This is a genomic window from Bacteroides sp. NSJ-39, from assembly GCF_014287315.1.
Lineage (GTDB): Bacteria > Bacteroidota > Bacteroidia > Bacteroidales > Bacteroidaceae > Bacteroides > Bacteroides finegoldii.
Genome location: NZ_JACOOB010000007.1, coordinates 156,444 through 168,488, shown reverse-complemented (window position 1 = coordinate 168,488; position 12,045 = coordinate 156,444). Strand labels below are relative to the sequence as shown.

General features: G+C 40.5%; 9 protein-coding genes and 1 riboswitch. Of the genes, 4 read left to right on the top strand and 5 right to left on the bottom strand.

The window, feature by feature from the left end; all coding sequences use genetic code 11:
* Positions 1–39 precede the first annotated feature (39 nt).
* Positions 40–1,614, bottom strand: a complete 1,575-nt coding sequence (locus tag H8S63_RS10555) for an Rne/Rng family ribonuclease (RefSeq protein ID WP_007749668.1) — start codon at positions 1,612–1,614, stop codon at positions 40–42.
* A gap of 283 nt (positions 1,615–1,897) precedes the next feature.
* Positions 1,898–2,173 (bottom strand): HU family DNA-binding protein, encoded by a 276-nt coding sequence (locus H8S63_RS10550; RefSeq protein WP_004300646.1) that lies wholly within the window; start codon positions 2,171–2,173, stop codon positions 1,898–1,900.
* 171 nt (positions 2,174–2,344) lie between these two features.
* Here H8S63_RS10550 and mutY point away from each other — a divergent pair, with 171 nt between their 5' ends.
* From mutY to H8S63_RS10530, 4 genes are all read left to right on the top strand, one after another.
* Entirely contained in the window at positions 2,345–3,406 is a 1,062-nt protein-coding gene (gene mutY / locus H8S63_RS10545; RefSeq protein WP_186926738.1) for an A/G-specific adenine glycosylase, read from the top strand.
* An 87-nt stretch (positions 3,407–3,493) separates the two neighbouring features.
* Positions 3,494–3,961, top strand: coding sequence for a single-stranded DNA-binding protein (locus tag H8S63_RS10540; protein ID WP_186926737.1), 468 nt, complete (start codon positions 3,494–3,496; stop codon positions 3,959–3,961).
* Positions 3,962–4,038: 77 nt separating this feature from the next.
* A complete protein-coding gene (locus tag H8S63_RS10535; RefSeq protein ID WP_022275550.1) occupies positions 4,039–5,391 on the top strand; it encodes a gliding motility-associated protein GldE in 1,353 nt (450 codons plus the stop codon).
* 1 nt (position 5,392) lies between these two features.
* Entirely contained in the window at positions 5,393–6,025 is a 633-nt protein-coding gene (locus tag H8S63_RS10530; protein WP_186926736.1) for a 4'-phosphopantetheinyl transferase family protein, read from the top strand.
* A gap of 211 nt (positions 6,026–6,236) precedes the next feature.
* Here the strand turns inward: H8S63_RS10530 and H8S63_RS10525 are convergent, their stop codons facing one another.
* From H8S63_RS10525 to H8S63_RS10515, 3 genes are read right to left on the bottom strand one after another with little or no spacing between them, the layout of a single operon-like run.
* Positions 6,237–7,520, bottom strand: coding sequence for a DUF5074 domain-containing protein (locus H8S63_RS10525; RefSeq protein ID WP_186926735.1), 1,284 nt, complete (start codon positions 7,518–7,520; stop codon positions 6,237–6,239).
* Between the two features lie 34 nt (positions 7,521–7,554).
* A complete protein-coding gene (locus H8S63_RS10520) occupies positions 7,555–9,573 on the bottom strand; it encodes a YncE family protein (protein ID WP_370527608.1) in 2,019 nt (672 codons plus the stop codon).
* A gap of 2 nt (positions 9,574–9,575) precedes the next feature.
* Complete coding sequence (locus tag H8S63_RS10515) at positions 9,576–11,615, bottom strand: TonB-dependent siderophore receptor (protein WP_186926734.1); 2,040 nt, start codon at positions 11,613–11,615, stop codon at positions 9,576–9,578.
* 169 nt (positions 11,616–11,784) lie between these two features.
* Positions 11,785–11,989: riboswitch (cobalamin riboswitch) on the bottom strand.
* Positions 11,990–12,045 lie beyond the last annotated feature (56 nt).

Sequence of the window (12,045 nt, the reverse complement as noted above, 5' to 3'; positions counted from 1 at the left end):
AAAACGGCGTCTCGTTGCAACGAGGCGCCGTTTCTCTGTCTATTTGATTTCGATTTCTTCCTTCATATCGATTTCCTCTCCATGTGTATCGTAGAATACATATTGTAGGAAAGCGAGTTTCTGACTTGGAATAACCTTAATACCGAATCCGTATTTCATCTGCCATTTCCGTTTCAGAGAAACGAGTCCCTGATTGATGTAGGCGGCAACATACGGATGGACGTGTAACGAGAATTTCTTAACCTTCAGTTTATTGACCAGGTAATCAATTTTACTCTCCAAAGTGTCCGTAAAAAGAATGGACGACTTGATAGTGCCTTTGCCGAAGCAAGTAGGGCAGGTTTCGGTCGTGTTGACGTCCATTGCCGGACGCACACGTTGGCGTGTAATCTGCATTAGCCCGAATTTGCTAAGCGGCAGAATATTATGCCGTGCCCTGTCTTTCTGCATATTGGCACACATACGTTCATAAAGCTTCTGACGGTTTTCGGCTTCATTCATATCGATGAAGTCCACGACAATGATACCACCCATATCTCTTAATCGCAACTGGCGGGCCAGCTCGTCGGCGGCTCCAAGATTTACTTCGAGTGCGTTACCTTCCTGCCCGTTGGCATTCTTGGTGCGGTTGCCGCTATTCACGTCTACTACGTGAAGCGCCTCAGTGTGCTCAATAATCAGATAGGCACCACTCTTGTAAGAGATTGTTTTACCAAACGATGATTTAATCTGTTTGGTGATACCGAAATTGTCGTAAATGGGAAGTTGGCCTTTGTACAGTTTTACGATATTGGCCCGGTCGGGCGCAATTAATGTTACGTAATCTTTAATTTCATTGTACACGGCCTCGTCGTTGACGTGGATGTTCTCAAAAGAAGGGTTGAAGAGGTCGCGCAACAAACCTACGGCGCGGCTGGTTTCTTCATAAATCAACGTCGGATACTTGGTGGCTTTCTGTACTTTCACCATTGCATCTTCCCAATGTTTGATCAGGACTCTAAGCTCTCCGTCGAGTTCGGCTACGCGTTTTCCTTCTGCTACGGTACGGACGATGACACCGAAGTTTTTCGGCTTGATACTCATCAGCAGTTGTTTCAGACGGGCGCGTTCTTCGCTCGATTTAATTTTTTGTGATACGGAAACCTTGTCATTGAAAGGGATGAGTACGAGATAGCGCCCTGCAAACGAAATTTCGGATGTCAGTCGCGGTCCCTTGGTGGAGATCGGTTCCTTTACGATTTGCACCACTACTTCTTGTCCCACCTTGAGTGTGTTGGATACAGTCCCATCCTTGTCGAGGTCGGGAAGCAGGGTTGCCTTGCTGATGGAGTTCAGCTTCTTTTTGTCGCTTAAAGTCTGCTTTACAAACTTTTCGAGTGAGTTAAATTGAGGACCCAAATCTAAATAATGGAGGAAAGCGTCTTTCTCGTAACCAACGTCCACAAAGCATGCATTCAGTCCGGGCATCAATTTCTTGATACGTCCTAAATACATATTGCCCACAGAAAAGGAAATATTTCTTCCTTCGCTTTGAAGTTCCACCAAGCTCTTATCTTCGAGAAGAGCGATGGAAACCTCTTTAGGCTGTACGTCAACTACTAGTTCACTTGTCACTGTTTTGTTTCCTTATTATTGATTGAATCTCATTTGTACGAACAACTATTTTAACAAATTGTTCATTTTGAGTTAACTACTTAAACAAAGAACAAACTTGAAAGACATTAGCTTCGCAAGTTTGTTCTTTATTTCTGTGTGATCCAGACCTAAAAATTATTTTTTGCTTTTATGTCTGTTCTTTCTTAATCTTTTTTTACGCTTGTGCGTAGACATTTTATGTCTTTTTTTCTTTTTTCCGCTTGGCATAGCTTCACATTTTATGGGTTAATACTCTTGTTTATTATTTCTTTACTGAAATTGTAAATGTCTTAGCCGGTTTGAAAGCCGGAATGTTGTGCTCAGGGATAATGATAGTAGTATTCTTTGAAATATTACGAGCAGTTTTCTGTGCTCTTTTTTTCACTACGAAACTACCAAATCCACGTAAATACACATTTTCATCGTTAGACAAAGAATCTTTTACGGCATCCATGAAGGCTTCTACTGTAGTAAGAACTGTCTGCTTGTCAATCCCAGTTTTCTTTGTAATCTCGTTTACAATATCTGCTTTAGTCATTTTTCCTTAAAAAAAATATTATTACTATGTTATTGCTAATTTTTTGGACTGCAAATATATAGCTTTTTAAGCTCCTAAAAAAATATATTCTACACATTTTTCTAAAAAAATGGTTGCATAGAGGTTTCTTAGAACCAAAAGAGTTACTTTTGTCGGAAAAAAGATATACTGATGTGCCAATATGCTAATATGTTTACGGAAACGATTATAGAATGGTATAAAGAAAATAAACGTGATTTGCCGTGGCGTGATTCTTCTGATCCTTATTTGATATGGATTTCGGAAATCATTCTTCAACAGACGCGTGTAGTTCAAGGATATGATTATTTCCTTCGGTTTATCGGACGCTTTCCCGATGTATCTACATTGGCGGATGCGGAGGAGGACGAGGTGATGAAGTATTGGCAGGGGTTGGGATATTATTCCCGTGCCCGCAATCTTCATGCGGCGGCAAAAAGCATGAATGGTGTTTTTCCGAAAACGTATCCGGAGGTACTGGCTTTGAAAGGAGTAGGGGAATATACGGCGGCTGCCATCTGTTCGTTTGCATATAATATGCCTTATGCGGTGGTGGACGGGAATGTGTATCGTGTACTTTCGCGCTATTTTGGTATTGAAACACCGATTGACTCGACAGCAGGGAAGAAACTGTTTACAGAATTGGCGAACGAGATGTTGGACAAGAAACAGCCTGCCCTGTATAATCAGGGAATTATGGATTTCGGGGCGATTCAATGTACACCGCAGTCACCCGACTGTCTGTTCTGTCCGTTATCTGTCGGCTGTTCGGCTTTATCGAAAGGGCTGGTTACCGTGCTTCCGGTGAAGCAACATAAGACGAAGTCAACGAATCGTTACTTCAATTATATTTATGTACGTGCGGGCGCGCATACCTTTATTAATAAACGGACGGATAATGATATTTGGAAGAATTTGTTTGAACTGCCTTTAATAGAGACTTCATCCTCTTTGCCGGAAGAAGAGTTTTTGGCTTTGCCGGAATTTCAGACGTTGTTTGCCCCCGGAGAGCAACCTGTGGTGCGTCCGGTATGCAGAGAGGTAAAACATATATTGTCGCATCGGGTGATTTATGCTAATTTTTATGAAGTGATATTGCCCGAAGGAACTGCTTCTTTCGGTAAATTCCAAAAAATAAAAGCTGAGGAATTGGAGCGATACGCTGTTTCCCGCTTGGTGCACGCTTTCATTGAGAAGTATATCGATCTGAAATAAAAGTTATAACAATTCTTGCATTCTATTGTTATTCTGTTTAATTTTGGCAGCAGATTTGAATTTAAGAATCATAAACTTGATACGTATATGTCAGTAAATAAAGTGATATTGTTGGGAAACGTGGGTCAGGATCCACGTGTAAAATACTTCGATGCAGGCTCGGCTGTAGCTACTTTTCCGTTGGCAACAACAGAACGCGGTTATACGTTAGCAAATGGGACTCAGATTCCCGACAGGACAGAGTGGCATAATATCGTTGCATCCAACCGTTTGGCTGAGATTGTAGACAAATACGTACACAAAGGTGACAAGTTGTATCTGGAAGGAAAGATTAGAACCCGTTCGTACACAGATCAGGCAGGTGCTACACGTTATACTACAGAGATTTATGTAGATAATATGGAAATGCTGACTCCGAAAGGAACTAACTCCGGTGCGGGAGCTACAGCTTCCACGCAGCAACCCGTTGCCGCTCCGGTACAGCAGCCGCAACAGTCACAGCAATCGCAGGCTCAATCAATACAAGATAATTCGGCGGATGATTTGCCGTTCTAGATAATATGGTAGTGTGCCGACTGGCTTTCGCAAACTTATAGGCACATTATCTTTTGTTTAACTAAAATATAGAATCTTTGGACTCAGATGGTTATTTAAGCCAGTTAGCTGGCATTTTCGACGGTATTACCGTACTTACTCCTTCTATCTCTGCTATTATCGCCATAGTATTGGCTGGTGTGCTCCTGCTTGCTTCCGGTTTTGCTTCGGCTTCTGAAATAGCTTTTTTCTCGCTTTCTCCTTCGGACCGGAATGATATTGACGAACGCAATCATCCTTCCGATGAAAAAATAAGTGCACTTCTTGGTGATTCCGAACGCCTTCTAGCGACGATACTGATCACTAATAACTTTGTGAACGTGACTATTATCATGCTCTGCAATTTCTTTTTCATGAATGTGTTTATCTTCCATTCTCCATTGGCAGAGTTTCTTATACTGACTGTAATACTTACTTTTCTGTTATTGTTGTTCGGTGAAATAATGCCGAAGATCTATTCTGCACAGAAAACTTTGGCTTTTTGCCGTTTCTCCGCACCGGGAATTTATTATCTGGAGAAGATATTTCGTCCGGTGGCTACTGTCTTGGTACGTTCAACAGCTTTTCTTAATAAGCATTTCGCCAAAAAGAGTCATAATATCTCTGTTGACGAGTTGTCGCACGCATTAGAACTGACAGATAAAGCGGAACTGTCTGAGGAAAATAATATCTTGGAAGGAATTATCCGTTTTGGCGGAGAAACAGTGAAGGAGGTGATGACATCACGTCTGGATATGGTCGATTTGGATATCCGTACACCTTTCAAGGAGGTGATGCAATGTATCATTGAGAACGCTTATTCGCGTATTCCTATCTATTCCGGTTCGCGGGATAATATCAAGGGAGTGTTGTATATCAAGGATCTTTTGCCTCATGTGAACAAAGGAGATAACTTTCGTTGGCAATCGCTGATCCGTCCGGCCTATTTTGTGCCGGAGACGAAGATGATTGATGATTTGCTGCGCGACTTTCAGGCGAATAAGATTCATATAGCCATTGTTGTTGATGAATTCGGAGGAACGTCCGGATTGGTGACGATGGAAGATATTATTGAAGAAATTGTGGGTGAGATTCATGATGAATATGACGATGAAGAACGTACATACGTTGTATTGAACGACCATACTTGGATTTTTGAAGCGAAGACACAATTGACCGATTTCTATAAGATTGTAAAAGTAGACGAAGATGAGTTTGAGAAGGTGATAGGGGATGCGGATACTTTGGCTGGTATGTTGCTTGAGATAAAGGGTGAATTTCCTGCCTTACACGAGAAGGTGACTTATCATAATTATGAATTCGAAGTACTGGAGATGGACAGTCGCCGTATCTTGAAAGTGAAGTTTACGATTTTGCCAAAAGAACCCGAAGTGTCGGAAGGAAAAGAATAAGATGGCGTTATACCTGCGACATAGGGAAGATGGCATACAATGGGCTGTCTGGAAGATGGAGGAGTCTTTGGACGTATTATTGTCTTTGTTGCCCAATACACGGAAAATATCTTGTGAAAAGGAATTACTGCGTTTTACTTCTGAACGTCGGAAGATGGAATGGTTGTCTGTTCGTGTTTTGTTGTATTCGATGTTACAGGAAGACAAAGAGATTGTTTACTCTTCCGAAGGAAAACCGTTTCTTTCCGATCATTCCTTTTATATCAGTATTTCTCATACGAAAGGATATGTGGCGGTAGCACTTAGTTCTTTGAATTCTGTTGGCATTGATATTGAACAATACGGGCAACGGGTTCATCGGGTATCCGACCGTTATATACGCCCTGATGAACAGGTAGAATCTTATCAGGAAGATTTGACTTGGGGGCTGTTGTTGTATTGGTCTGCTAAAGAAACAATCTTCAAGCGCATGGAGAACGCCGATGCAGATTTCCGTAAACTTCGTCTGGCGCATTTTATTCCTCAAGTGGAGGGAACATTTCAGGTTCAGGAATTGGTAACGCAGCAGCAGAAACTCTATACGGTCGGTTATCGTATTGAGCCGGATTTTGTGTTGACGTGGACGGAGAACTGAATGCAGGCTGAATGAGAAATGTTCACTAATGCTTTTGACAGACATTTACTGATTTGTGTAATTAATTCTTCTGTTGTTATATTCTCGATTTGTACCCACAAGAACATATGGTAGAGAATAAAAAGAAGCGTCAGACTTTCCAAGAAGTAGCCTAACGCTTTTTTATTATTTTTGCGACTATTTGTCTTTTTATCTATAAATCACACTCTTGTTATTGGAAAGTTATGGTTGACGGGAACCAATATTCACCGGTGTAATCAATAATAGCTTTTTGGGTTCCGGTCACTCCATCGACTACGTAAATATAGGTATTTAAATAATGTGCTCCCCATCCGTCTTCTGTATAAATGAGGTATACGTCACCATTTTGGGGATTTACCTGTATGCCTGCACCATATCCGGAGTAATTTGTTGGAGCAGTGAAGAATTTATTTACGTTTTGAGTAGTAATATCAAATTTATAGATATCCGTGCCGCTGAAATTGGGTGCATGAGCAAAATATAGAGCATTTTCTGTAGTAGAAGCGCATAAACCGCTTGGTCTGTAAGCAAATTTGTCAAAAAAGATGTTTAAGTCGTTTGGCAATTGAATCTCCTCGCTCTCTAATTTGTTAGTATCAATTTTGACTAGTTTGTTACCATTTGCAGCCCATAATGAACCGTCTTTGGCTTGGGCAAAGCCTGCATTTGCTTGGTGGGTAAGGTCTTTTTTAAAACTAAAATCATTTATATTATATACTTTTATCGTATTCCCGTCCAAAATAAATAGCTGCTCCTTTATTTTATATATGTCTTTACTATTGCTAGTATTAAGGAGTTTATCTTCAACTGTAAGTGGATTTAATTTCACTTTGTATGCTCCCTTGCTGGTGGTCATGACAGCTGTCTCTTGATTGATAATGCAAATATTGTATCCTTGTCCATCTATATTATCGATTTGACTTGCATTACTAAAATTGTCCATATTCATTTTGGTTAAGTTGGGTGAACCTTTAGAGACAATGTACATATAGTTTTCGTAGATTACTCCTATTGTTGCGGTTAGACCTAAGTCTTCAATAATCTTTTTGTTCCATTTGCCTTCCTTGTATTGATTAATAGAGGAATATTCTTTTCCTTCGTTAATGACATAGAATGAGGCTGGATATGTAACAGTGATATTTATCTCTTTTTTTACAGTATCATATTCGTTATTAACTGTTAGTTGTATTGTGTAGGTTTTGACCGTGTCACTTTGGAAAGTATATATGTTTTCTGTAGAAACTTCTTTTCCATTTATAACCCATGAGTAACTAGTTGTTCCGTGATTATTGTTGATCTGCGCTTTTAGTTCAACAGCTTGCCCCGCATTAACTGTTGCACCATTTTCAATACCTAGACTAGTAATTTCAACTTTTGGATCATCATCATCGTCACTACATGATGATGAAATGAATGGCAATGCCAGCAATGCCAACATATATAGTTGGCTAACTAAGAATTTCATCTTTTTCATTCTTCTTTTAATTAAATAATTTATACATAATTGTTTATTGTTTCCCAAAATGTAAATCTTCAATAGCTTGTATTTCGGTTGAAATTTCTCCCATCCACCCTGTATTTTGATTGACAGCTGTGTAAATTCTAACGAAATCAATGCCATCTAATTGAACGGGATGTCCATTTTTGTCTACTGCCCAGTCTATTTGAAATTTACTTTTTTCTGTGTTATTAGGGTGATTGTCTGCATATCCGTATGGATAGCAGTATCCTACCCAATGTTCTGGCATATCTTCACGAGGTTCATTCACAGCGTTATTTTTCAAACGGCTACCATGAAATGTCATCTCGTTCTCTTCTATCCATAATGGATAATATGAATTGGTAGTATAGAAATCATTTCTGTTTACATATCCCTCGTTTCCTTGATTATCTGTCCATTTAACTTTATCCAATATTGATGTGGGACGGTGATAAGTAATAGTATAATTTTTTATAGTTGCGGAAGACGTATATTCGCTGCCGGCAAGCTCATACCATTCATCATCAGGTAATTGGTTACCATTAACATCTTTCGAAACTAATACAATGCCTGGCTCTGAGCTTCCACCAAGCTTTCCAGTTAATGTTCCGAATGCGTCATAGTACGCGTTGCCATATATTTTGAAATCATATTCTCCGGGAACGTTAGGTACTGTATGATCAAATCCTACCGTGATATAACCTCCGTATGCTCCAAGACTAAGAAGACATAGGTCTGGATCTTTGAGTAGCTCTTCTGCATATTTTCTCACATCTTCAGATGTATAGTTTTCTTTATAAGCAGTTGTGGATGTATTCATAAACTGGCAGGGGGCCGGTCTGTATTCCAATACTCTATTGGCAAATGCAGAGGGGGCATTCGGATCCGAGTTCTCTTCACTGCTGTCTCCTGATGATACTTTGTTGCTGAACACAACGGTATTAGGGTTCAGTCCGACACGGTTGATTCTGAATTGCAACTGTCCGTTTAGATTGAAGCAAAGTATGTCACCGGTTATGGTGTAACTATATGCTTCCGTTATGTAGATATTGTCACTGTATGGATTGATATTAATACCGTAAGGGGTGTTGATCCGGGTTCCGTCTGTGATAAAGTTTTCGCGTATAGTCTGTCCGGTCTTTAGATTGAAAACCTTGATAGAAGATGACTCTGTATTGTAGTTGTAATTATATAAATAAGCGATATTGCCACTGATTGCAAAATTCATGACTTTTTCGTCATAAATATGTGCTACTTCATCTGTTCTGCAGTCTATCTTTACAAAGTGGAAGTCACCATCTGCTATGTTATTTCCATGAGTAGCTACATAAACTGTTTCGTCTGGTCCTGGTACAATACATCCGGGATTGGGACCGACTGTTACTTTCTTTATTTCTGTAAAGGAAGTGATGTCAATCACGGAAACTGTATTGTCTACACCTAAGCCTGCAGAATAATCCAAACCACCGGAATTGGATACATATAGTTTGTCATTTTGTATACAGATATTTTCCGGGTTTCTTCCGGCTTTTGTCAAGGCATCTATTTCTAAGGAAGTAGTGTCGATCCGTGCAACGGTACCATCGTATGAACATACGTATGCCTTGTCTTTATGAAACGTGATATGGCGTGGCTGTCGTGAACTGCCGTTTTCTGCCAGCATAGGGATTTGTTTGATAGAAACTCCTGTTTGGAAGTCTATTACTTCAATGGTACTGGATACATTGACTACAATGTATAATTTGCCACCATATAATGCCATATCATTGGCTGTATCACCCAACCCTCGTTTGTTTAGGTCCTTGAAGTAATTTTTAGTAAGCTTTCCCTTTTTGAACGAATAACGGGCCAAAGAACTGTTATTCAAGTTAAACAATCCTTCGCTTAATATATATAGCTCTGCAGTTCCGGTTTCGGAGATATTACTGCCATCAATGTTGGGGATAGATGGCTTGTCCTCCATATCATCACAGGCAATGAATAACAGTAAGAGCATCCATAACCATGTCTGCAATATATATTTTCTATTTATAGTTATTTGTTTCATAGTTAATATTTGATACTGAACGTTGCTCTAACAGAACGTCCGGGCATTGGAAAGTTCTTGATAATCTCATAATTGTTATTGGCTATATTTAATACTTCTATATGAATAGAAGTATTAATCTTCCGTATAGTTAACTCCCTCCCCACAGAGATACTGTGGTCACTATAACTCTCCATTCTATTCTCTGTGATATTTTCTCCTTGTGTATATCGTTTTCCTGAGAACAGGAATGAGTAAGATAAATTAACCCAAGACGTTTCGATACCTACCTGTCCCGAACCGGAAACACGGGGGGTATAAGCTATCTGATGTTTGTAAGTTCTCCCTTCTTCGGAAGCAGGGTCGGGGTTGGTTACATCCAAAGCCTGTTGGTATGTATAATTCCCCGAAAGATTGATACGGAGCTTTTCACAAGGCTGGAGGGACACGCTACCTGTGACATCAATGCCTTTGATTTCTACACTGCCGAGATTTCTCATACTCCAGACAGCAAGGTTCTTGGTAGGATAGGCAATGATTTTATCCGTTATCTTGTTGTAATACGCATCAACAGTTGCCGAGAGATAAGGCAGGAACGGGCATACATCCTTACTGTATGTCAGACCTATATTATACTGCCGTGCATTCTCCGGTTTCAACTTGTTGTTTCCAGTTTCACCGTAGTATAAATCGTTGAAGCTTGGCAGGCGAAAGATATCTTTGTAGAAAATTCTGATACGGAATTCTTCCTTGTCGAAAGGCTTGAACGAAGCGCTGACATACGGAGAAAGTTTACGGTGATTACCTGCACTTCCCCCTTTATCGGCCTGCTCGTAGATGACAGTTGCCAAAGCGGATGCAGAGAGAGTAAGCCAATTGTTTACATACTTTCCCGCAAAAGCTGTCAGCCACGAATAGCGCGTAGGATGGGCAAAGTCATTCAGATTGGCATTCATCGTGTTGATACTTCCGTCAGAAGAAAACGAAAAAGACAAATTATTCAATAACCTGTAAAGCACGGACCCCGAAAGGTAATACTCCTGCTGGTAATAACTGTTCTCTATTTCTCCGGTAGAACCTTTGTAGTCGGGATCTAAATAACGTTGATAGCTCCAATTCCACTTGGCAGAAGTCTGGAACACCCATTGCCGGTTAAATTCTTTCTTGTATTGACTTTGAATAAATGTGTTCTTGTCCCAAAGACGTTGTGAAGAATGAGTATAATAGAAAGTTGTGGCATTGGGCAATCCGCGGGAAGATTGGAAATAATAGGCTTTTAGCCTCCATTGTTCTTTGTCGGAGAAGTTTCCGTAAAGCCCGGCTTCTGCACGAAATGTCTGTACATCCGTGTTCTTTCGCTTTTCCCGTGAACTCAGATCCCCTTCTTCATTTCCGTAATATAAAGTATATGGATAATGCCCGTCCGATGACATCCATTCGCCGTTGGCAGATACAGTCCATTTCCGACTGATCCGTTGTTCCAATAACAGACTGGGATTGACCAATCCCCATGAACCGGTCTTGAAAGACGCACTTATATTCGTGTGCTTTCCGTCCTCAAATCGGGGAGTGAGTGTTTGTATATTCAGTATCCCTGCTGAAGCAAAGAAACGGGCAGGCTGGAAGATGTTGTCGCTTTGACCGTTACTCAACGACAGTTGGTCGACATTATCGAGAGAGAAACGTCCAAGGTCGATTTGTCCTGTTTGACAGTCAGTCAGTGTGATTCCATCGTAACCTACAGCAGTATGTTGCGCACCCAGACTTCGTATGGATATCGTTTTCAGTCCGCCGATCCCCCCGTAATCTTTCACAATTACTCCTGCAAAATGTTTCACGGCATCGGAAACCTGCAGGGCATTCAGATTCTTTAAAGCGTCTTTAGAAAATATCTGTAATGGAGCGGTAGAGCGAACCTCACGGGTCTGATAAATATCGGAAACGGTTATTTCGGGGATGTAATAGGTACGTGCGGTATCCACCCTTTGCTGTTGTGCAAAAAGTGAAGTCGATAAAAACAGGTTGCAGCTTACTGCAAAGATTGCTAAAGTCCTCTTTTCCATTTCCTCTTTTTAGGTTTAAAAGTGTCCGGGCGAAATCCCTTCGACCGGACACGCATAAATAAACTTTTGGCAGAGTTTATTAAAACATACTTTCTCTGAATCAGAATGATGAATGAAATGATAGACGGAATTGTCCGGTTCATTAGATTCAACGCTTTTTCCTCGAAAGCAGTGAAATTGGTTGCATGGCAGGTCTTCTGACTTGTTCCTGTTGCGAGCGCCTTCCCGGAAATTCTTCTTCCAGTGGCTAAAAGTAGGTTGCTTGCAACATAATATAGAACTTACAGCAGCGGGACTGTTCAGGATTTACACCTGATTCCCTTTTAATCGCTTTCCCCGTGTGAGGTCTGCGAACCAATGCGCGGCAAAGATAGGTAGTTTATTTGTTTTTTGCAAGGAGTTATGGATGTAATAACAGATATTCTTCAAC

What these genes read in the sequence shown, in the direction of transcription:
- H8S63_RS10550 (WP_004300646.1), bottom strand. Translation starts at nt 2,173, where the DNA reads ATGACTAAAGCAGATATTGTAAACGAGATTACAAAGAAAACTGGGATT.
- mutY (WP_186926738.1), top strand. Translation starts at nt 2,345, where the DNA reads ATGTGCCAATATGCTAATATGTTTACGGAAACGATTATAGAATGGTAT.
- H8S63_RS10540 (WP_186926737.1), top strand. Translation starts at nt 3,494, where the DNA reads ATGTCAGTAAATAAAGTGATATTGTTGGGAAACGTGGGTCAGGATCCA.
- H8S63_RS10530 (WP_186926736.1), top strand. Translation starts at nt 5,393, where the DNA reads ATGGCGTTATACCTGCGACATAGGGAAGATGGCATACAATGGGCTGTC.
- H8S63_RS10525 (WP_186926735.1), bottom strand. Translation starts at nt 7,520, where the DNA reads ATGAAAAAGATGAAATTCTTAGTTAGCCAACTATATATGTTGGCATTG.
- H8S63_RS10520 (WP_370527608.1), bottom strand. Translation starts at nt 9,573, where the DNA reads ATGAAACAAATAACTATAAATAGAAAATATATATTGCAGACATGGTTA.
- H8S63_RS10515 (WP_186926734.1), bottom strand. Translation starts at nt 11,615, where the DNA reads ATGGAAAAGAGGACTTTAGCAATCTTTGCAGTAAGCTGCAACCTGTTT.